General features: G+C 67.2%; 15 protein-coding genes and 1 tRNA gene. 10 read left to right on the forward strand and 6 right to left on the reverse strand.

What is annotated here, in order from left to right:
• Window positions 1-49: 49 nt before the first annotated feature.
• Complete coding sequence (locus C5B85_RS03780; protein WP_258070564.1) at window positions 50-1792, reverse strand: sulfite reductase flavoprotein subunit alpha; 1743 nt, start codon at window positions 1790-1792, stop codon at window positions 50-52.
• Entirely contained in the window at window positions 1789-7389 is a 5601-nt protein-coding gene (locus C5B85_RS03785; RefSeq protein WP_258070565.1) for a glutamate synthase-related protein, read from the reverse strand. The genes C5B85_RS03780 and C5B85_RS03785 overlap by 4 nt, the downstream gene beginning before the upstream one ends.
• Before the next feature lie 259 nt (window positions 7390-7648).
• Between C5B85_RS03785 and C5B85_RS03790 the strand changes: the two genes are divergently transcribed.
• Both C5B85_RS03790 and C5B85_RS03795 read left to right on the forward strand, forming a co-directional pair.
• Entirely contained in the window at window positions 7649-8455 is an 807-nt protein-coding gene (locus C5B85_RS03790) for an SDR family oxidoreductase (protein ID WP_104284679.1), read from the forward strand.
• An 83-nt stretch (window positions 8456-8538) separates the two neighbouring features.
• Window positions 8539-8799, forward strand: a complete 261-nt coding sequence (locus tag C5B85_RS03795; protein ID WP_104284680.1) for a hypothetical protein — start codon at window positions 8539-8541, stop codon at window positions 8797-8799.
• A 75-nt stretch (window positions 8800-8874) separates the two neighbouring features.
• On the opposite strand, the gene C5B85_RS03800 is transcribed toward C5B85_RS03795, so the two are convergent.
• Window positions 8875-8960: transfer RNA gene (locus C5B85_RS03800), tRNA-Leu, on the reverse strand.
• A 35-nt stretch (window positions 8961-8995) separates the two neighbouring features.
• Between C5B85_RS03800 and C5B85_RS03805 the strand changes: the two genes are divergently transcribed.
• The gene (locus C5B85_RS03805) at window positions 8996-9598 is read left to right on the forward strand and encodes an ANTAR domain-containing response regulator (protein ID WP_104241240.1); all 603 of its coding nucleotides are present in this window, start codon (window positions 8996-8998) and stop codon (window positions 9596-9598) included.
• Window positions 9599-9666: 68 nt separating this feature from the next.
• Here C5B85_RS03805 and C5B85_RS03810 read toward each other — a convergent pair whose 3' ends face one another.
• Window positions 9667-10116 (reverse strand): PaaI family thioesterase, encoded by a 450-nt coding sequence (locus C5B85_RS03810; RefSeq protein ID WP_104284681.1) that lies wholly within the window; start codon window positions 10114-10116, stop codon window positions 9667-9669.
• 104 nt (window positions 10117-10220) lie between these two features.
• Between C5B85_RS03810 and polA the strand changes: the two genes are divergently transcribed.
• From polA to rpsA, 6 genes are all read left to right on the forward strand, one after another.
• Entirely contained in the window at window positions 10221-12851 is a 2631-nt protein-coding gene (gene polA / locus C5B85_RS03815; RefSeq protein WP_104284682.1) for a DNA polymerase I, read from the forward strand.
• A gap of 103 nt (window positions 12852-12954) precedes the next feature.
• Window positions 12955-14652, forward strand: a complete 1698-nt coding sequence (locus tag C5B85_RS03820; protein WP_104284683.1) for a DUF885 domain-containing protein — start codon at window positions 12955-12957, stop codon at window positions 14650-14652.
• 136 nt (window positions 14653-14788) lie between these two features.
• Complete coding sequence (locus C5B85_RS03825; RefSeq protein WP_181064258.1) at window positions 14789-16117, forward strand: GAF domain-containing protein; 1329 nt, start codon at window positions 14789-14791, stop codon at window positions 16115-16117.
• A gap of 122 nt (window positions 16118-16239) precedes the next feature.
• Entirely contained in the window at window positions 16240-17763 is a 1524-nt protein-coding gene (locus tag C5B85_RS03830; protein WP_104284685.1) for an aldehyde dehydrogenase family protein, read from the forward strand.
• A 202-nt stretch (window positions 17764-17965) separates the two neighbouring features.
• Entirely contained in the window at window positions 17966-18358 is a 393-nt protein-coding gene (locus C5B85_RS03835; RefSeq protein WP_374953078.1) for a DUF779 domain-containing protein, read from the forward strand.
• Window positions 18359-18584: 226 nt separating this feature from the next.
• Window positions 18585-20042: a 30S ribosomal protein S1 gene (gene rpsA, locus C5B85_RS03840; RefSeq protein ID WP_068494003.1), complete on the forward strand. Its 1458-nt coding sequence runs from the start codon at window positions 18585-18587 to the stop codon at window positions 20040-20042.
• Between the two features lie 156 nt (window positions 20043-20198).
• On the opposite strand, the gene C5B85_RS03845 is transcribed toward rpsA, so the two are convergent.
• On the reverse strand, window positions 20199-20843 hold the full coding sequence (locus tag C5B85_RS03845; RefSeq protein ID WP_104284687.1) for a DUF4126 domain-containing protein: 645 nt from the start codon (window positions 20841-20843) through the stop codon (window positions 20199-20201).
• Between the two features lie 154 nt (window positions 20844-20997).
• On the opposite strand from C5B85_RS03845, the gene coaE reads away from it, so the two are divergent.
• Window positions 20998-21633: a dephospho-CoA kinase gene (gene coaE, locus C5B85_RS03850; RefSeq protein WP_104284688.1), complete on the forward strand. Its 636-nt coding sequence runs from the start codon at window positions 20998-21000 to the stop codon at window positions 21631-21633.
• 85 nt (window positions 21634-21718) lie between these two features.
• Here the strand turns inward: coaE and C5B85_RS03855 are convergent, their stop codons facing one another.
• Complete coding sequence (locus C5B85_RS03855) at window positions 21719-22435, reverse strand: YigZ family protein (RefSeq protein ID WP_104284689.1); 717 nt, start codon at window positions 22433-22435, stop codon at window positions 21719-21721.
• Between the last annotated feature and the right edge of the window lie 14 nt (window positions 22436-22449).

Below are 22449 nucleotides of genomic sequence, written 5' to 3' on the forward strand. Positions count from 1 at the left end.
TCACCCCGCAGACCTCACCCTGGCCCGCGGTGTCCTCCGGCAGCATGGCTCAGTACACGTCCCGCACGTAGCGCTTCTGGCGCTTCAGGGCAGCCACGTACTCCGCTGCCCCCTCCGAGGTGACGCCGCGCTCCTGGGCTACGACGGCGTGCAGCGCATCGTCGACGTCGCGCGCCATTCGGGAAGCGTCGCCACAGACGTAGAAGTGCCCGCCCTCCTCGAGCCACGCGTACAGCTCCGCGCTGTGCTCAAGCATCCGCGTCTGCACATAGATCTTCTCCGCCTGATCACGCGAGAATGCCAGATCGAGGCGATCGAGCACACCGCGTTCGGTGAGCCCCTCGAGCTCCTCCTCGTAGATGAAGTCGCTTTCGCGGTGCTGGTCGCCGAAGAGCAGCCAGTTGCGGCCAGCCGCGCCTCTCGCCTCGCGCTCGTGCAGGAACCCGCGGAACGGGGCGATGCCCGTGCCAGGGCCGACCATGATCATGGGTGCGTCGTTGTCCTCCGGGACGCGGAACGCGGCGTTCGGCTGCAGGAAGAGGTGCACGGGGTCGAGGTCGCCAACACGATCCGCGAGGAACGTGGAGCAGACACCGCCGTAGCGCCGCGCCTCGTTCCCGTACCGAACCGAGGCGACGGTCAGGTGGATGCGGTCCGGGCTCGCCAGCGGGCTCGACGAGATCGAGTATGCGCGGTGCTGCAGTGGGCGGAGCAAAGCCGCGAATTCGTCCGCGCCGAACGCCACTCCCTGCGCGGCCTTGAGCACGTCGAGCGTGTCGCGGCCCCACAGCCAGCCGTCGAGCTGCGCCTTGTCGCCGCGCTGCACGAGCTCGGCGACCGCCCCGCTGGGTTCACGCGCGGAGAGCTCAGCGAGCAGGTCCTTCGAGGGCGCCGTGATGTCAAGCTCCCGCTCGAACGCGGTCCGCACGCTCGAGCCGCTCTCGAGCGTCTCGTCCCCGGAGAAGCCGAGGTGCCCAAGCAACTCGTCGACCAGCGCCGTCTCGTTGACCGGCACGACCGCGAGGGCGTCGCCGGCCGCGTAGGTGATGCCGCTGTCGCCGAGATCGAACTCGTAGTGTCGGATCTCCTTCGAGCTGCGGGGGCCGGAGAGCACGCGGTTCACTGCGAGACGGGACGGGTACGGGGTCTTCTTGTTCCAAGGGGAGCGCACCCGGGCCGGCGCCGCCGCGGCCGCTGGAGCCGGAGCCGGGGCCGCCGTGTTCGGCTGCAGCGCCCCGAAGTGCTCGACGACCTCGGCGATCCAGGCCGCAGCACTGTCCTCGTAGTCGACGTCGCAGTCGACCCGCTGGACCACGCGGGTGGCGCCGAGCTGCTCAAGGCGGGTGTCGATGAGCTTCCCCGCCTGGCAGTAGTCGTCGTAGCTGCTGTCGCCAAGCGCGAGCACCGCGAACTTCGCAGACTCAAGCCGTGGGGCACCGTCGGCGGACAGCTCCTCCCAGAACAGCTCGGCGTTGTCCGGCATCTCGCCCTCGCCGTACGTGGACGTCACAACGATGATGTTGCGTTCGCCGCCGAGCGCCTCAGGCGAGACGGAATCGAGCGGTGCGAGCGTCGCGGCCAGCCCGGCACCGCGGGCAGCCGCCGCGAGGTCCTCCGCGACGAACTCGCAGTTCCCGGTCTGCGTTCCGATGAGGATCTCCAAGGTGAGCGTCGCCGCCTGGACCTCCTTGTCGGCGGTCGGGATAGCGGCAAGCCCCGCCATGAACCCCGATAGCCAGGCCTGCTGCTCCCGGGTGAACGGTGCGTCTACCGGGATGAACGGCGCGCTCACGCGAGTCCTCCCGCGGTCGCTGCGAGTCCCGCGACGGGAACGGACGGCTGCTGGCGCTTCTCCGTGACGACAAGTTCCCTTGCAATGTCCACCATCGCGGCCGTGGCGAGGATCTCGTCGGTCCCGACAGACTCCAGGAGGCGCCGGTTCTTCACGTTCTGGTGCATGATCCACCCCGTCGTTCCTGGCGCGTCGATGCTGCGCACATTGCGCAGGCGAAGGGCGTCCTTATAGTCCTCGAGTCGCTTGGCGGCGATGAGCGCCGCCAGTTCCGCATCCTCGAAGCGGTCGAGCTCACCGCGCAGGTACTTGTTCACGCGTTGCATGACGAAGAAGTCCTCCGTGAGGATGAGCTTGCGCACGGCGTCAACTACCCGGGGGTCGTCCGGACCCTGAGCATCCGGCACCCGAGTGAGAGCGATGTCCTGCGAGATGTTCAGCACCGCGTAGGACGCCAGCAGGGCGAACCGGTCGTCGCGATCCGACTCTGACCCGCTCGGAGTGCGACCGTCGATGACGGGGTGTCCGCCGCGGTAGGCCTCCTTGAAAAGGCGGATGCGCTGGGTCGCGATGGAGGTCGAGAGCTCGTCGAGCAGCTCCTTGCGTCCCTTCGCCGCGAGGATCTCGTCGGCGTCCTGGTAGAGCAGAAGCGCGCGCGGCATCCCGCAGAAGAACTTGCTCCGCTCGACCTCCCAGTCACCGAGAATCCGCGCGGCGAGCGGGGACCCCGTCGCGTCGAGATGCCACTGCAGGAGGAGCTTGACGGCGGCCTCGTGGAAGTCTCCGCGGCTGGTGTCGGTGATGGGGAACACGAGGAGCGAGTCCGCGCTCACGTTGTCGCGAGTCGACCCGTCGGCGTCGTACTGGTAGACGAAGCCGCCGCTCATCCCGTTGCCGAGGCCCTTGCCCGCGGCCCCGAGGTTGAGCACGGCCCCGTTGGTCATGTACTCGCACCCGAAGTCGCCGATGCCCTCGACGACCGCCGTTGCGCCGGAGTTTCGCACGGCGAAGCGGTCGCCGGCCTCTCCCTGCACAAACGTGCGTCCACCCGTCGCCCCGAAGAGCGCGAAGTTTCCGATGAGCACGTTCTCGCCGGGCTCCGAACCTCCGCCGCCGGGGGAGAGGACGACGATCGTGCCACCGCCCTGGCTCTTGCCGACTCCGTCGTTCGCGGTGCCCGTGTGCACGAGGCGCATGCCGTCGTTGCTGAACGCGCCGTAGGACTGGCCCGCCGACCCCTGGGTCGTGACGATCACGCTGCCATCGACAAGCGAGCGTCTGCCGCGCTCGTCCTCGACAACTGCCGGAAGCCCTGCCACCGTCTCGGCGTCGAGCTCGTAGTTGAGCATCCGCTCGATATCGATCGACAACTGCCCGCCGACCGACTTGAAGCGATTGCCCATCTCGACCCCTTCGATGCGCACCTCGGGCTCGGCCCGCTCGACGAGCGCCGCGCGGATCTGCTCGACAAGCGAGTCGTCGATGCTGAAGTCCTTCTCGAGGTAGATCGGGTCGACGACGATCTTCTCCGGCACTTTCGCAAGCATGTCGCGCACGTCGAGGTCGCCGACGCTCGCCGGGTGCGCGAGGAGCTGCAGCAGGTCGCCGCGGCCCCGAGCCTCTGCGAGGGACCGGAGGCCGAGCGACGCGAGGATCTCCCGCACCTCGTGCGAGATGTTCAGCAGGTACTGCGCGAGTGCCCGCGGGTCGCCGTCGAACACCTCGGGGTTCGTCGTGAGCCCCGCCGGGCACTTGATGTTGCAGTTCTTGGCCATGACGCAGCCGAGCATCATGAGTGCCGTCGTGCCGAACTCGAAGCTGTCGCCGCCGAGGAGCGCCGAGGTGACGACGTCGCTCGCCATCTGGTGAGCGCCAGAGCACCGCAGCACCACTTTCTGCCTGAGGCCGTTGGCGAGCAGCGCCTGGTGCACCTCCGCGACGCCGATCTCTGCCGAGCGACCCGCGTACTTGAGGCTCGTGACGGCCGCAGCCCCCGTGCCACCCGTGTTGCCCGCGACGTTGATGACGTCGGCGCCTGCCTTTGCGACACCCACGGCGATCGTGCCGATGCCCTCGGACGAGACGAGCTTCACGACGACGCGCACACGCGCCGCCTTGCAGTCGTGGATGAGCTGGGCGAGGTCCTCAATCGAGTACGTGTCGTGGTGCGGTGGCGGGGAGACGAGCTCGACGCCGGGGGTGCCGCCTCGCGCCGCCGCGATATCTACCGTGACCTTCGGTGCTGGCAGCTGCCCGCCCTCACCCGGCTTGGCGCCCTGGCCGATCTTGATCTCCAGCTCCTGCAGCATCGGGTCGGCGAGGTAGCCGGCCCAGATGCCGAATCGGCCGGAGGCGAACTGCTTGATGCGCGAGCCGCGGATCGTGTTGTAGCGGGTGATGTGCTCGCCACCCTCGCCGCAGTTCGACATGCCGCCGACCATGTTTGTGCCGTGCGCGACCGATTCGTGGGCCGTCGCGACGAGCGCGCCGTGGCTCATTGCTCCGGATGCGAGCGTGCGCGCGATCTCGTGCGCTGGCTGCACCTCGCTGAGCGAGATGCTGTCCGGCGCAGTCCTCAGCAGGCTCAGGATGCCCGCGGAACCGGGAGCCACCGTGATCTCGAGGTGTGAATCCGTTGCAGTGGTCTCGACGACGACCTCCGCGTCGAGCGCCGTGAGCACCTGGGCGAGGGCATCGTGGCGCGTGGCGTCGCCGCCGAGCGGGCCCGTCAGCGTGAGGCGGTAGAGCTCGTTGGCGACACGGTCGATCTCGAGGCCGCGGACGCGGACGTCGCTGTTGCCCTCAAGCGAGAACCTGCTCAGCTCGCGTGCGAACTCGGCAGGCGTGGAGGCGAGTCTGACGTCGGCGGGCAGCGAGAGCACGTCACGCAGCGCGGACGGACGCCTCGTGCGCTCCTGGATGGTGTTGGTGACGAAGTCGCGATAGCCGGGGGTGATCTCGAACGCGTCGATCTGCTCGGGGGTGAGCGCCCCGTATCCGCTGTAGGTGTATGCCTTGTCGTCGAGCCCGAATGCGTCGCCGAGCTGGCCGAGCGTGAGCAGGCGCAGCGAGTCGTGGCCAGGGTGGGGTTCGGCCACGCCCGGTTCCCTCGCCGCAGCGGCGTCGCGCGTCTCGAGGATGCGCGGCTCCTCCGTCATGTCGATGAATCCACGGACGGCTGTCGTGCCGAAGGAGTGACCTGCGCCCTCCTGGCGCTCCTTGAAGAGTCCGAGTAGGGGGATCTGCTTCTCGTCGGCAACTGCGACGGCTCGTTCGTGCCACTCGGCGACGGCGAGGGCGATGCGCTCGAACCGCACCCCGCCGACGGGGGCCGCGAGGTGCGGGAAGTAGTCGGCGAGGACGGGGTCCTTCGTGTCCAGGTAGTTGGGTTCGAAGAACTCCCCGCCGATGTAGCTCTCGACCGTGCACAGGCCGACCCGGCCCATCGTCTTCATGAGCGACTTCTCTGCCGCCTTCGCGAAGCGGGCGACCGCGAGGTCGGTCTCCGTGATCGTGTCGACGGATGCGGCGCCGCTCGGGTAGCGTTCCTCGGCGCGCAGGCGCACGCACAGTGGGTAGACGGCGGCAGCGCCGAACCCCAGCGCAGAGGCGATGTGGTGGGAGGAGGGCAGCTGGCCGCTCTCGGCGATGATCGAGACGCGAAGACGCAGCCCCTCCCTGATGAGCCGCTGGTTGACGGCGGCGATCACAAGGATGAGGGGGATGGCCGCCGCTTCTCGTGACACGTTGCGGTCCGTGAGCACGGCGATCCCGCCCTGTGTCCGCGCGAAGCCGGTGACGGCGTCGCAGACACGCTCGACGGCGGCGCGCAGCGAGGCCGCGTTCGCGGCAGCGTCGCCCTGGACCGGCGTGTAGAGGATTTCGAACCGCTCGAGCGGCGCGAGACGCTGCTCGCGCAGCGCCACCATGTTGAGGTGGCTCAGGATGGGCGAGGGCACGACGATCTGGCGTGTCCGGTTTCCACCGTCCGGCTTCGCCCCGAGCGCCACGCGGAGCGTCATTCCGTCGGCTTCCCTGATGCTGTCGAGCGGCGGGTTCGTGACCTGCGCGAATCGCTGCGAGAAGTACTTCGCGAGCCCACCTTCCTGGTCGGAGAGCGCGTTGATCGCGTTGCCGTAGCCCATGGCAGAGATCCGCTCGGTGCCGTTGGCGAGCATCGGATCCATCATGAACTTGAAGCTCTCCTGGTTGAGCGAGTACGCGACGTACCTGCCTGCGGGGGAGAGGTCGCCCTCGTAACCGAGCGTGTTGCTGCCGCGGCTGATCTCGGGGAGTTCGATGTCCTCGATGTTCACTCGCGCGGCTCCGAGCTCCGCACTGTAATCGCGTCGAAGCGCGAGCTGCTCAAGGGCCTCCCACGTGCGGAAGCTGCGTCCCTGCCTGTGGTCGAAGTAGAGCATCCCGCCCGCTTCGATACGGCCGCGGCGGATGATCGTGCCGGGCGAGAACTGGATCTGGCCCGCCTCCGAGCTGACGACGAGGTAGTCGTCGGTCTCGACCGTGCGCAATGGGCGCAGACCGAGGCGGTCGAGACGCGCGCCGATGATGTCGCCGTTGCTGAACACGAGGGCGGCGGGCCCGTCGTTCTTCTCCTCGTAGAGCGAGAAGAACTCGAGCATGTCGCGGACTTCGGGGGTCAGCGTGCGGTCGTTCTCCCAGGCGGGCGGCATGGTCGAGACGACTGCCTCGACGAGCTCGAGACCGTCGTCGAAGACGCGGCTCTGCAGCGTCTGGTCGAACCGGCTGCTGTCCGACTGCCCGGGCGGATGCACGATGACGCGCCCGCGAGCCGTCGCGAGTGCGTTCTCGGAGAGCCGGTTCTTGCGGTCGGTGTTGAGCTCGCCGTTGTGCGCGAGCATGCGGAAGGGCTGCGCCATGCTCGGGTGCGGTTCCGTGTTCGTGGAGAAGCGCGTGTGGAAGAAGAGCGTTCGCACGGACTGGCGCTCGTCGAGGAGGTCCGTGAAGTAGGGGATGACCTCGTTCGAATTGAGACGCCCCTTGAGTGTCTGCGTGCGAGCGCTCAGTGAGAGCGGGTAAAGGCCCTGCAGCGCAGGGTCGGCGTAGGCGACGCCCTCGATCTCGAGGAGCGCGGTGTTCGCCGCCGCATCCATCTCCGCCCGGCTCCACCCCGGGGCGGCCTCGAAGACCCACTGCACGATCGGGAGTTGGTAGTGCTCGGCCGCCGGACGGGCCACGGAAGGGTCGACAGGAACGTCGCGCACGAGCACGGGTTCGATTCCGTGTGCCCTCAGCGTGCTGGAGATCAGCTCGTGAGCGGCTCCGAGCTGGTCCTTGTCGCTCGGCATGAAGAAGTTACCGACGCCGAAGAGGCCGGCCGTGAGCGGCCTGCCGACCACAGCACTGAAGAACTCGACCGAGAGGTCCACGTTGATGCCGGCACCGTCGCCGACACCCTCGGCCGACATGCCGCCGCGGTGCGGGATCGCGCACAGCGCCTCGTTGCCGAGACGGATCACGTCATGGTGCTGCACACCGTCTTTGCGTGTGACGAAACCAACGCCGCAGTCGCTCTTCTCGAGCTCAGGACGGTACAGACCAGCGATTTTTTGCGACACGAAGATGCCTCCAGGGGACAGCAGCGAGGGGAACAGGCGACGCGAACACTGCAACGTTGGAGGTTTCGTCTGCGGGAGTCGGCACTTGGTGCGGTGCGAGCTTCCCAGCGGCAAAGCGGTATACGTACGGTAAGGGTTGCCTAAAGCTGATGCAAGGCCACGCGCCGCTAATCCTGGCAAACGCTGACCTACCACCTGGTGGGCTGAGGAGTACGATCCGGAACGCGCACTCGCGCCAGCACCAACAGTAAGAGGCACCATGAGCACCATCTTCATCACCGGAACGTCAACGGGACTCGGCCGCGCGACCGTCGAGCTCTTCTCCGCGAGGGGCTGGCGCGTCATCGCCACGATGCGAACGCCAGAGAAGGAAACCGCCCTCGGTGAGCTCCCCGGCGTGACACTCAAGCAACTCGATGTGACCGACCCTGACGCCATCGTGCGAGTCGTCGCCGAGACGCTCGCGGAGGAGCCGGTCGACGTCCTCTTCAACAATGCGGGCTACGGTCTCGCCGGCCCCTTCGAAGCGGCGACGGATGAGCAGATCGTGCAGAACATCTCGACGAACCTCCTCGGCGTCATGCGCGTCACCAAGGAGTTCATCCCGCACTTCCGCGAATGCGGCACCGGGGTCATCCTCACGACGACTTCCATCGGCGGCAAGGTCACGATGCCCTTCAACTCCGTGTACCACGCCGCGAAGTTCGGCGCCGAAGGCTGGAGCGAGGGGCTCTCCTACGAGCTGGCTCCGTACGGCATCCGCGTCAAGACGATTGCGCCTGGCGGGATCCGCACCGACTTCGGCGGCCGTAGCCTCGACCAGACCGGCCACCCCGAGTACATGGATGCGCTCATCAAGGCGACGTCGCGGTTCCGCGACCCTGCCCGCGACGCGACACGCTCATCTGCCGAGCAGGTCGCCCAGGCAGCGTTCGACGCGGTGACGGACGGCACCGAGCAGATCAGCTACGTCATCGGCGAGGACGCGCAGGAGTACCTGAGCATGCGCGAGCAGCTGGGGCAGACGGGGTTCGTCGCGGCATCCACGAAGCTCTTCTTCGGCTGAGATGGTCGTGGTGACTGAGATGGTCGCGGCGGCTGACATGGTCAGGCGACTGACATGGTCGCGGTGGCTGAGATGATGGGCGCATGAGCGAAGTCAAGACATACATGCGAACCGCCTCGGCCGAGGCTGACGCCGGGGAGGAGGCCCTCTCGGACGTGACTGACAAGCTCGTGCAGCGACTTGTCGAGGCTGGGGCTGCCGACGGCGTCACGATTCCCGAGAGCGAGGTCGAGGTCGACGTCCTGGTCGACGACACCTTGAATCTCTGGGATGCGACGGCCACGTGGTCGGGCACAGGCGCCAGCTCCGGCGAAGTTGAAGAGCAGCCTGCAGCCGTCGAATAGCACCCAGGACGGCCACCATCGACGGAAGAAGCCCCGACTTACCAGTGATTCACTGGCAAGCCGGGGCTTCTTGTCTGGTGCCGGCTGTGGGATTCGAACCCACACGCCCTCTCGGACAGAGCATTTTGAGTGCACCGCGTCTGCCATTCCGCCAAGCCGGCGCTTTACCTCGGACACAGTATCGTAAGCTCACTACGTGACTGAACAGGAAACCTCTCAAGCCCCGCGCCGTGTAGTCGTCGCTGAAGACGAGTCGCTCATCCGGCTCGACATCGTGGAGATCCTCCGCGACAACGGCTTCGACGTGGTCGGAGAGGCCGGCGACGGGGAGACCGCGGTCGCCCTCGCGAAGGAACTTCGCCCCGACCTCGTCATCATGGATGTCAAGATGCCGCAGCTCGACGGCATCTCCGCAGCCGAGCAGCTGTCGAAGGACAGCATCGCCCCGGTTGTGCTCCTCACCGCTTTCAGCCAGAAGGAACTGGTCGAGCGCGCGACCGAGGCAGGCGCCCTCGCCTACGTCGTGAAGCCGTTCACGCAGAACGACCTGCTTCCCGCGATCGAGATCGCACTGGCACGCCACGCGCAGCTCATCGCGCTCGAGGCCGAGATCTCCGATCTCAACGAGCGGTTCGAGACGCGCAAGCAGGTCGACCGCGCGAAGGGCCTCCTCACCCAGAAGATGGGCCTCAGCGAGCCGGAGGCGTTCCGTTGGATCCAGAAGGCCTCGATGGACCGCCGCCTGACGATGCAGGAGGTCGCGCAGGCGGTCATCCAGCAGCTCTCGGCCAAGAAGTAGCCGGGCCCCAATCAACAGAAGCCCTCACCGCGTTGTCGCGGTGAGGGCTTCTTCGGCCCTGCCTCGAATTACTTGGCAGTCCGAATGAGGTTCGTGATGCGCACGGTCGAGCAGCGTTTCCCGCTCTCGTCGGTGATGACGATCTCGTGAACCGTCATCGACCCTCCGAGGTGGATGGCCGTGCACTCGCCCGTGACCCAGCCGCTCACGGCGGATCCAGTGTGGGTCGCGTTGATGTCGATGCCGACCGCGAAGCGCCCGGGGCCGGCGTGCACGTTGGCAGCCATGGAGCCCAGGGATTCACCGAGCACGCAGTATGCGCCACCGTGCAGCAGGCCGATGGGCTGCGTGTTCCCCTCAACCGGCATGACGGCCACGGAGCGTTCTGGACTCAGCTCGACGCAGAGGATGCCCATGCGCTCGGCGAGCGCGCCGAAGCCGCGCCCGTAGGTCACTTCGTGCTGGTCGGGGATCGCGAGACCGTTGACCGTCGACGGCGGTGTTTCCAGGGGTGTCATCACGCTTCCTCCTCGAAGAACGCCCCACAACACGCGCGCATCGGCGCAGTGTCTGGGGCGGCAAGTAGGCTGACCGTGTGTCAGCGCAAAATCAGCCTACCCTCATGGTCATCGACGGCCACTCGCTTGCCTTCAGGGCGTTCTTCGCCCTGCCGGTCGACAGTTTCGTGAACGCCGAGGGGCAGCACACGAACGCCATTCATGGCTTCGTCTCGATGCTCCTCAACCTGCTGCAGAACGAGAATCCGAGCCACATCGCGGTGGCATTCGACATCTCGCGCAGCTCCTTCCGCACCCGCGAGTATCCGGAATACAAGGCGGGCCGCGATGCGACCCCCGTCGAGTTCAAGGGTCAGGTCCCGTTGCTTCGCGACGCCCTGCACGCGATGGGCATCACGACCGTCGTGAAGGAGGACTTCGAGGCAGACGACATCCTCGCCACGCTTGCGCGCCAGGGGCGCGAGCAGGGCTTCAAGGTGCTTGTCGTCTCCGGCGACCGCGACTCGATCCAGCTCGTCACCGACGACGTCACGCTGCTCTACCCGTCCACGCAGGGCGTGACGAAGCTCACTCGCTACGACCCGGCGAAGGTCGAGGAGCGTTACAGCGTTCGCCCCGAGCAGTACCCGGATGTGGCCGCACTTGTCGGCGAGAAGAGCGACAACCTGCCAGGCGTCCCGAAGGTCGGCGAGAAGACGGCGGCCAAGTGGCTCGCCCAGTACGGCTCGCTGCAGGGCATCCTCGACCACGCCGACGAGATCGGCGGCAAGGTCGGCGAGTCGTTCCGTGAGCACCGGGAGAACGCCGTCAGGAACCGCAAGCTCAACCGCCTCATCGACGACGTCGAGCTGCCGGTCGCGCCAGCCCAGTTGGGTCGCGGCTCCATCGATGCGGATGCGGTGCGCGAGATCTTCACGAAGCTCCAGTTCCGCACCCTGCAGGACCGCGTGCTCAAGCTCGCCGACGAGGCAGGCGATGACCTCGCACCAGCAGAGATCGTCGCGGCCCCGGTTCGCCCGGAGCTGCTCGACGAGGAGCTCGAGCAGTGGCTGGAGAAGGCCGTCGCCGCAACCCCGGAGGGTCTCGGTCTCACGGTGCAGCACGGTCCAGAGGGCGGCGTCCTCGCCGTCGGAGTCTCAACAGCCGCGGAGGCCACGGAGCTCCGCTGGATCCCGGACCGAGTCGACTACGCCCCCTTCGAGGCGTGGCTTGCGAGCGATGCCCCGAAGCTCATGTTCGACGCCAAGCCCCAGCTCAAGGCGCTGACGGTTGCCGGGCTCGAGGTTGGCGGACAGGTGAAGGACGGCCAGCTCGCCGGCTGGCTGTACCGCCCCCAGAACGCGCCGAAGCGCCTCGCCGAGCTCGTGCAGATGCGCCTCGACGAACAGCTCCCTGAGGTCGACCCGAACCAGCTGCAGATCGGCGACGAGTCGTCGCTCGCCGCGAGTGACGCCTGGTACACCCAGCGCGCGACCACGGCTGCGCTCGGCATGCTCGAACCAGGCACCCTCGACGTGTTCACGTCGATCGAGACGCCACTGCTCTCCACGCTGTCGAGCATGGAGCTCCAGGGCGTTGCCATCGATCGGGAGTTCCTGCAGGGCCTCGCCGACGACCTCTCCGAGCGCATCCGCACCTACGAGCAGGAGGCCTTCGACGCCATCGGCGGTACCGAGATCAACCTCGGCTCGCCGAAGCAGTTGCAGGTTGTGCTGTTCGAGACCCTCGAGATGCCGAAGACTCGCAAGACGAAGACGGGCTTCTCGACCGACGCCGAGTCGCTCGCCGACCTCGAACGCAACAGCCCGCACCCGTTCCTCGGTGCCCTCCGCAAGCACCGCGACGCGGTGAAGCTCCGTCAGATCATGGAGGGCCTGCTCAAAGCCATCGATGACGGCTCCCGCATCCACACGAGCTACCACCAGATCGGCTCGGCGACGGGTCGCCTCTCCTCGAACGACCCCAACCTGCAGAACATTCCCATCCGCTCTGAGGAGGGCAGGCGCATCCGTCGCGCGTTTGTTCACGGGCCCGAATTCGAGTCGCTGCTTACGGCCGACTACTCCCAGATCGAGATGCGCATCATGGCGCACCTCTCCGGCGACGCTGCCCTGATCGAGGCGTTCAACGCGGGGGAGGACCTCCACCGCTTCGTCGGTTCCCGCGTCTTCGGCGTGGACCCCGCTGATGTGACGCCCGCGATGCGCTCGAAGGTGAAGGCCATGTCGTACGGCCTTGCGTACGGCCTCTCGGCCTTCGGCCTCTCGAAGCAGCTGCAGATCGACGTCGCCGAGGCTAAGAAGCTCATGATCGACTACTTCGAGCGCTTCGGGAACGTCCGCGACTACCTGCGCAACGTCGTGCTCCAGGCCAAGGAGGACGGCTACACGGAGACGATCTTCGGTCGCAGGCGCCCGTTCCCAGACCTGCACTCGACGAATCGGATCGCCAGAGAGAATGCCGAGCGACAGGCGCTCAACTCGCCCATCCAGGGGTCGGCGGCTGACATCATCAAGCGCGCGATGAACTCGATCGAGGACCGTATCCGCAACGAGAAGCTTGCATCGCGGATGCTCCTCCAGGTCCACGACGAGCTCGTGTTCGAGGTCGCGGAGGGCGAGGGCGAGGCGATGGAGGCCATCGTCCGCGAGGAGATGGCCGGCGCCGCCGACCTCACGGTGCCGCTAGAGGTCCAGATCGGCCGCGGTCCGAACTGGGACGAGGCCGGTCACTAGCCGCGCCGGACGCGCCTCGCCCTCGCCCCTCAGCTGTTCGCTGTTCGCTGTTCGCCGTTCGCCGTTCAGCGTGCTTGCCGAGGGGCGAGCATAGGCTTGGGGGATGACGACTTCCGCTCCACTTCCCCAGAACACCGGTCAGACGCGACCGCAGACCGACATCGACCGGCTCGCGGAGGCCTGGGTCTCCACCGAGATCGAGCTCTCACCCGAGCGGCGGGTTGAGCTCGGCGTCGAGGGCGACAAGTCCGAGTACGGCGACTACTCGTCAGCGGCGGCGCCCCGCAAGCGCGCCGCGATCGTCGAGGTCCTCGCGAAGCTCGACACGCTGGAAGAGGCCGACGAGGTCGATCGCGTGACGGCCCTCGAGCTTCGGCGCAGCCTCGGCCTCGAGGTCGAGATGATCGACGCCAGGCTGCACCTTCGAGAACTCTCCAACATCGCATCTCCTGCCCAGGACATCCGCATGGTGTTCGACCTCATGGCCCGCGAGACCGTGACCGACTTCGAGGACATCGCTCGACGCCTCGAGAACCTTCCAGCAGCTGTCGAGGGGTACACGGAGCGCCTCGGCGCCGGCATCATGGCCGGCGTCGTCCCCGCCAAGCGACAGGTGCGCGAGGTCGCGGTCCAGACGGGCGAGTACGCCGCGGCCGGGAACTTCTTCGAGCAGCTCGCGGAGTCGACACCGACGCACGGCGAGGTCTCGCAGGAGCTCCGTGAGCGGCTGCGCCGCGGCGCGCAGCTTGCCTCGGCGGCCTATGGTGCGTTCACGACCTTCCTCGACGACGAGCTGCTGCCGGCAGCAAGCGAGACCGACGGCGTCGGGCGCGAGCACTACGCCCTCGCCTCGCGCGGATTCCTCGGCGCGGCGGTCGACCTCGACGAGACCTACGAGTGGGGTCTCGCCGAGCTCGCCCGCATGAAGGCCGAGCAGGAGGCGATCGCAAACGAGATCCTCCCGGGCGCGACGGTCGCCGAGGCCATCGCCCACCTCGAGCTCGACCCGGCACGCAAGCTGCACGGCAAGCCTGCGCTCAAGGCGTGGATGCAGGAGACCAGCGACCGCGCGGTTGCCGAGCTCGCCGAGAGCCACTTCGACATCCCGGAGCAGATGCGACGCCTCGAGTGCATGATCGCCCCGACGGAAGAGGGCGGCATCTATTACACGGGCCCGTCAGAGGACTTCTCGAGGCCGGGCCGCATGTGGTGGTCGGTCACGCCGGGTGTCACGCAGTTCGACACGTGGCGTGAGCTCACGACCGTTTACCACGAGGGCGTCCCGGGCCACCACCTGCAGATCGCGCGCGCAACGCTCAACCGCGACCAGTTGAACGCCTGGCGGCGCAACAACTGGACCTCAGGCCACGGAGAGGGTTGGGCGCTCTACGCCGAACGCCTCATGGAGCAGCTCGGCTACCTCGACGAGCCAGCAGACAGGCTGGGCATGCTCGACGGGCAGCGGATGCGAGCGGCACGCGTTGTCCTCGACATCGGCGTCCACTTGGGCAAGACCGTTCCGGAGGGCGACAAGGTCTGGGACTACGAGTACGCGCTCGCCTTCCTCCGCCAGCATGTGAACATGCCAGACGGCTTCGTGAAGTTCGAGGTCAACCGCTACTTCGGCTGGCCGGGCCAGGCCCCCTCGTACAAGATCGGGCAGCGCATCTGGGAAGACCTTCGCGCGGACGCCGAGCGGCGCGGCGGCGACGACTTTGACCTCAAGGCGTGGCACTCGCGTGCGCTCGACCTCGGTGGCCTCGGTCTCGACACGCTTCGCGAGGTGCTGAGCACCGACTGATCCGGCGCCTCGAGCTGTCGGTCTCCGAGAGCGAGGCGCACACCTGTGGTCTGTCCTCTTTCAGGCTGGCTGGCCTAGGCTCGCGGCAGCGAGTGCATGGATGCACTCGCTGCCGCGAATCCGAGGAGGCCGCAAGGTGCACCCGCAGAGTGGCGATTCGGCAGGGTCCGATCAGGCTGCCGCGGCATCCGCTCATTCCCTCATCGATGCCGACGGAGGCAGGGGTGGGGGAGTCGACCTGCGCTCGGCGGTTGCCGGGCTCCGCAGTGTCGTCCGGGATTCCTGGCTCAGGTCGCTGCAGCACCTCGGCAGCCCGGCAAACGCGAAGGCCCGCGACCTCGATCAGTTCGAGCCGCTCTCGGCGGCGAGAGAGCGCAGCCCCCTCCAGCACGTCCTTCCGGTGCTTGATCGCCTGCTCGTGGAGCCGGCGAGGGACACCGGCCTCATCGTCGCGATCACCAATGAGCAGGGGCGGCTCCTGTGGGTGCGCGGTGACAGCGCGACGTTGCGTCGCGCGGAGCACATGGACTTCGTGGCAGGCGCGGACTGGTCTGAGGCCGCCGTCGGCACGAGCGCGCCAGGTACGGCCCTCGTGTCCGGCCGCGGCGTGCAGATCGCCGGCGCGGAGCACTTCGCCCCTGCCGTTCAGCTGCTGAGCTGCACGGCCGTGCCGATTCACGACCCGATCTCGGGTGTCGCCGTCGGCGCCATCGACCTGACGGGCGACGAGCGTGCCGTAGGTCCGCATTCACTCGCCCTCATGCGCGCCGCGGTAGCCGCCTCGGAAGCTGAGATGCACCTCGCCCTGCTCCTCGCGGGGCACCAGAACCGTTCCGGCGTCGCATCGCCATCGCCGTCCTCGCCGGTCGACGCCGCCGCTGGGCGGGTCAGCTCGCTCGGCGTTCAGCGCGCCCGCCTCTCCACTCGGGGCTCCGCCACGCTCGAGCTGAGCGGGCGGCACGGAGAGATCCTGACGCTGCTCGCCGCGCGCCCGTCCGGACTCACCGCTGGCGAACTCTCGCTCCGCGTCTACGGGGAGAGCGCCAAGGAGGTCACGCTCAGGGCAGAGCTGGCCAGACTCAGGCCGCTCCTCGCCGAACGTGGCCTCGACCTTGCCCCTCGCCCCTACCGGGTCGTCCAGGGAGTCAGCAGCGACGCAACAGAGGTGCTCCGGCTGCTCGCAACCGGCGACGTGGCTTCGGCCGTCTCCGCCTACCGCGGCGAGCTCCTCCCCGCGTCCGATGCTCCGGGCATCCGGGAGCTGCGCGCCGAGATCTCTGCGACCCTCCGCGACCAGGTGCTCGGCACCGCAGACACGCCGACCTTGCTCGCGTACCTCGACCTGCCAGAGGTCGCGCAGGATACAGAGGCATTTCGCACGGCGCTCGCCGTGCTCCCGCCCCACTCGCCGGCGCGCTCGAGGTTCGTCGCACGGATCGAGGCACTCGAGTCGCTCGACTCCTGAGGCGAGCTCGCCGGCCAGCTGGCCCCTGCAACGTAGATGCAACGTCGCCGCTCCTACGCTTCGAGGGAAGAGTTCACTCGCGCAGCGCGGTGACGCTGCGCACCTAGGACAAGGGAGTCCTCATGACTGTTTACGCGAAGCCAGGCACCGACGGGGCTCTTGTCTCGTTCAAGCCCCGCTACGAGCACTACATCGGCGGCCAGTGGGTGCCGCCCGTGAAGGGCGAGTACTTCGAGAACATCACCCCGGTGACCGGGCAGCCATTCACCGAGGTTGCAAGGGGGACGGCTGAGGACATCGAAGCCGCTCTGGACGCGGCCCACGCCGCGGCCCCGGCTTGGGGGAAGACGAGCCCCGCCGAGCGCGCGATCATCCTGAACAAGATCGCGGACCGCATCGAGGAGAACCTCGAGTACATCGCGGTCGCGGAGACCTGGGACAACGGCAAGCCGATCCGCGAATGCCTCGCGGCCGATATCCCACTCGCCATCGACCATTTCCGCTACTTCGCCGGGGCGATCAGGGCCCAGGAGGGCACGCTCAGCCAACTCGACGAGAACACGACCTCGTACCACTTCCACGAGCCGCTCGGCGTGGTCGGACAGATCATCCCCTGGAACTTCCCGATCCTCATGGCCGTCTGGAAGCTCGCCCCAGCACTCGCCGCGGGCAACGCGATCGTACTGAAGCCGGCCGAGCAGACGCCGACCTCGATCCTCGTGCTGTTCGAGCTCATCGGCGACCTGCTCCCGCCAGGCGTCGTGAACATCGTCAACGGGTTCGGCGCCGAAGCGGGCAAGCCCCTCGCGTCGAACTCGCGGATCCGCAAGATCGCCTTCACGGGGGAGACCACCACGGGGCGCCTCATCATGCAGTACGCCTCGCAGAACATCATCCCCGTGACGCTCGAGCTCGGGGGCAAGAGCCCGAACATCTTCTTCGAGGACATCGCGCTCCGAGACGACGCCTTTTACGACAAGGCCCAGGAGGGCTTCACCCTCTTCGCGCTCAACCAGGGCGAGGTCTGCACGTGCCCGTCGCGTGCCCTCATCCAGGACTCGATCTACGACCGATTCCTCGAGGACGTGACGGAGCGCACGCGCAAGATCGTGCAGGGCAACCCGCTCGACACCGACACCCAGGTCGGGGCGCAGGCCTCGAACGACCAGCTCGAGAAGATCCTCAGCTACCTCGAGATCGGTCGGCAGGAGGGCGCTAAGGTGCGCATCGGAGGCGCGCGCGCCGAGCTCGATGGCGACCTCGCGGGCGGCTACTACGTGCAGCCCACGATCTTCGAGGGGCAGAACAGCATGCGCATCTTCCAGGAGGAGATCTTCGGCCCGGTTGTCGCAGTCACGAAGTTCTCCGACTACGACGACGCCATCTCGATCGCCAACGACACCCTGTACGGTCTCGGCGCGGGCGTCTGGTCGAGGATGGGCAACACTGCCTACCGCGCGGGTCGAGACATCCAGGCCGGTCGCGTCTGGGTCAACCAGTACCACGCGTACCCGGCGCACTCCGCATTCGGTGGCTACAAGTCATCCGGCATCGGCCGCGAGAACCACCTCATGATGCTCGACCACTACCAGCAGACGAAGAACCTGCTCGTGAGCTACAGCGAGGACAAGCTCGGCTTCTTCTGATTCCCTGAGCCCGCCGGGCATCCGAGTACTCACCGACTCCTCGGGCGCCCGGCGTACGCTCGCCGCAGGCACGGCTCCTTGCCGTGCATCGATCACGACTCCAACAGCCACGACAGAATCCGCAGGTGATCCTATGCACAGCGAAGTGCGCAATGACGTTGACAAGCTCGGTCAGGCAGCTCACCTCGCCTCGACGCCTGCCATCGAGGGAGAGACTTTCTCCAGGGTCTCCTTCACCGGGGAGGCGGTCGACATGATCTCCTCGCTCGGGCGACGCCACGGACCCCTCATGTTCCACCAGTCCGGCGGATGCTGCGACGGTTCATCGCCCATGTGCTACCCGGCCGGAGACTTCCTCACGGGTGACGCCGACGTGCTTCTGGGTACGGCTGATATCCCGGATGCGGGCCACGTCGACTTCTGGATGTCGCGGGAGCAGTTCAACTACTGGCGACACACGCGCCTCACCGTCGACATCGTGCCTGGCCGAGGCTCCGGGTTCTCGCTCGAGGCTCCGGAAGGCAAGCGGTTCCTGATCAGGTCACAGCTCATGAACGAGGACGGCACGGACGTGGAGCCCTCGGCAGTTTCCTGACCCGGCCGCAAGCTATGTTCTCGGGCCCCAGCGTGCGACTCGCCTCGAAACACGGGGGAACTCCCCGCGCGCGGCACTTGCCCTCGCTTGGGGTGGCCGACTAGGCTGACAGAGCACTTTTCTGTGTGCACGTATCCGTATTCCCGGATGAACCCCGTTGCCCTTGGCTTCTTGCCTCGAGCGGCGCATCCGGGCCGACTTATAGCCCACCTGGAGCATTACCTACATGACCACCACCACGACCGAAAAGGCAACCAAGCAGGTCGCCATCAACGACATCGGATCTGCTGAGGACTTTCTTGCCGCGGTCGAAGAGACGCTGAAGTTCTTCAACGACGGGGACCTCATCGAGGGCACCGTCGTTCGCATCGACCGCGACGAGGTCCTCCTCGACGTCGGTTACAAGACCGAGGGTGTCATCCCCTCGCGCGAGCTTTCGATCAAGCACGACGTCGACCCCACCGAGGTCGTTCAGGTCGGCGACACCGTTGAGGCCCTCGTTCTCCAGAAGGAGGACAAGGAAGGCCGTCTGATCCTGTCCAAGAAGCGTGCTCAGTACGAGCGTGCTTGGGGCGACGTGGAGAAGATCAAGGAAGAAGACGGCGTCGTCACCGGCACCGTCATCGAGGTCGTCAAGGGCGGTCTCATCGTTGACATCGGCCTCCGCGGCTTCCTCCCGGCTTCGCTCATCGAGCTCCGCCGCGTGCGCGACCTCACGCCGTACCTCGGTCAGGAACTCGAAGCCAAGGTCCTCGAGCTCGACAAGAACCGCAACAACGTCGTGCTCTCGCGCCGCGCGCTCCTCGAGCAGACGCAGTCCGAGACTCGCTCGAACTTCCTCAACAACCTCCAGAAGGGCCAGGTCCGCAAGGGTGTGGTCTCCTCGATCGTCAACTTCGGTGCGTTCGTCGACCTGGGCGGCGTTGACGGCCTCGTGCACGTCTCCGAGCTCAGCTGGAAGCACATCGAGCACGCTTCCGAGGTTGTCGAAGTTGGCCAGGAGGTCACCGTCGAGATCCTTGAGGTCGACCTCGACCGCGAGCGTGTCTCGCTCTCGCTGAAGGCAACGCAGGAAGACCCGTGGCAGGTGCTTGCACGCACGCACGCCATCGGACAGATCGCACCGGGCAAGGTCACGAAGCTGGTTCCGTTCGGCGCGTTCGTTCGCGTCGCAGACGGCATCGAGGGCCTCGTGCACATCTCGGAGCTCTCGAGCGGTCACGTCGAGCTCGCCGAGCAGGTCGTGTCGGTTGGCCAGGAGCTGTTCGTCAAGATCATCGACATCGATCTCGACCGCCGCCGCATCTCGCTCTCGCTCAAGCAGGCGAACGATGGCGTCGACCCCGAGGGCACCGAGTTCGATGCCGCGCTCTACGGCATGGTTTCCGAGTACGACGCCGAGGGGAACTACACGTACCCCGAGGGCTTCGACCCCGAGACCAACGAGTGGAAGGAAGGCTTCGACGCTCAGCGCGAAGCTTGGGAGCAGGAGTACGCTCTCGCCCAGACTCGCTGGGAAGCGCACAAGAAGCAGGTCGCCTCGGCAGCCGAGATCGAGCAGAACGTCAGCGCCGTCGCGCCGTCGAGCTCCTCGAACTCGTTCACGAGCGAAGCAGCTGGCGCAGGAACGCTTGCCGACGACGAGTCGCTTGCAGCCCTTCGCGAGAAGCTCGCAGGGAACTAGTTCCCAGCAGCATCACTGCACCGAAGGCCGGTCCCAGTTCTGGGGCCGGCCTTCGGTCGTTCGTGGAGAGACTCGTAGAGAGATGAGAAGAAAGAGCAACGCCCGGTCGCAGATGCGACCGGGCGTTGCTGCGCCTGAACGAGCGCTGGTGTGAAGTCAGGCGGTGAAGCCCGGGGCTGGCGGCACCGGGGGAGCGGCGGACTTCCCCCTGGCGGCTCTGGCATCCCTCACCCGCTTGAAGCTCCTGAAGAGGAACCACGCGAGGACGCCGAGCATCGCGAGCATGACCAACACGAACAACGGCACGAGGATCGCCGAGAAGAGCAGCCCAACACTGATGGCATCCTCGCCCACACTCAGCACGGGAGCGGCGGCGCCTGCAGTCACCACATTCGCTGCGGCGCGCGTGCTGCTCTTCGTGAGATGTGTCAGGAGGGCGACGCCGATGCCGATGACCACTGGCACCCAGGCGTTGCTCGTGAAGAAGGACGCGGGATCCTGGATCGCCGCGGTGGAGCTCGCCGTGCCTGCGCCGAAGACGATGCCACCGGAGGTCGGGCGGATGACCGTCTGTATCCAGTCATTGACGTGGTCGAGGGCCGGGATCTTGTCGGCGACAAGCTCGAGCACCAGCAGTAGGCCGAAGATGATGAGAACCCAGTCGTTGCTCAGCCAGGCCCAGCCGGCGGGGAGCGCGATGAGGTCCGTGAAGCGGGCGAGAAGCCCGATGCCCAGCAGGGGGATGAACGCGTTCAGGCCACTCGCCGTCGCGAGCCCCAGGCCGGTCAGAATTTCAAGCATGTGTCTAGTGCCTCCTGCGTCTCAGTCTGGCACGCGGGAAGCACCAAGGCGGGTCGGAATGCCGCAGGGCGCTCACGGCCTCCGCGCAGTAGCGTTGGCCTCAACCAAGATGCCGGAGCTGGCGCGGCATCCGCAGACGAGAGGACGGCACATCATGGTCACCATCGCTCTGACCGGGGGGATCGGCTCCGGCAAGACGACCATCGCGAAGCGCCTGGCCGAGCTCGGCGGTGTGATCCTCGACGCCGACGTCTTCGCGAGGGAGGCCGTCGCCGTCGGCTCGCCCGCGCTCAGACAGATCGCCGCGCGATTCGGGGAGCACCTGCTGCTCGCCGACGGCACGCTCGATCGTCCCGCGCTCGGCGCGCTGGTCTTCGGCGATGAGGAGGCCCGGGGCGCGTTGAACGACATCGTGCATCCCGAGGTGCGTCGCCTCACCGGAGAGCGGCTCGACGAGGTGCTCGCCGACGACCCCACGGCCCTGGTTGTGCACGTCATCCCCCTCCTGGTCGAGTCGAAGAGCAACTACGACTACGAGGAGATCTGGGTCGCGGATGCGCCAGCCGCGGTCCGCGAGGAACGACTCGTCGAGGGCCGTGGCATGTCGCTGGCGGAGGCCAAGGCTCGCATCGCGTCGCAGGCAAGCGACGAAGAGCGGCGACGCATCGCCGACGTGCTGATCGACACGAGCGCCCCGCTTGACGAGACGCTCGAGCAGGTCGACGGGGAGTGGCGTCGACTCGCCGGGGCAGCACTCCGGGCGCCGGAGACGCAGACCTACGGCGTCTGACCGGCACAGACTGGAGCGTCGGCACAGGCTGGAGCGTCGGCACACGCCGAGGCGACGACGCAGCTGGCCTACGGAATCGGGGAGCTCAGGCGAGGTCGACCCACTCGGTGCCGAGCTCGACAAGCGACCCCTGACCCGCGGTGACGGCGGCGACCTCCGAGTACAGGCGCGCTCTGGCGTCCACCGAATCAGGCACCGCCAGACTGAGCATGGCCGAGGTGCCGACATAGTCCGCCCCTGATACGAGGATCCCTCGCGCGCGGAGTTCGTTCTCCCATCGCCCCGCCGTCGCGTGTGGCGCGTCGAGACCGAACACGGCCCGTGCCTCGCGAGTCACCAGACGCGCGAGCTGCAGGGTCGATGAGACCGACTCGGAGTATGCGCGCGCAAGACCTCCGGCCCCGAGCAGGACACCGCCGAAGTACCTCGTGACGACTGCGACCACGTCGCTCACATCCGCTGCTCCCACGCCGTCGCGCTCGTGGAGCACCACAGCCTCGAGCATGGGCGTACCGGCGGTGCCAGCAGGCTCGCCGTCGTCGTTGGAACGCTGGACCGTCCGCCCGGCCCCGAGCACAAACGCACTGCAGTGATGGCGCGCGAGGCGGTGTGCGGTCCGGCGCCCCGCGATGACGTCCCTCGCCTCCGCCTCGTCCTCCACGCGCTGGAGGCGGCAGATGAACCGGGACCTGCGGATCTCGATCTCGTGGTCGATAGGAATCGTATCGGCGAGGACACCGTAGCGCGGCGCGGGGGCTGCGCGAGCAGCGTGCTCGGAGCCATCAGACCGTTCGGCGCGCATCCGGGCAGTCTACG

Source organism: Pseudoclavibacter sp. AY1F1 (assembly GCF_002931075.1).
GTDB lineage: Bacteria > Actinomycetota > Actinomycetes > Actinomycetales > Microbacteriaceae > Pseudoclavibacter.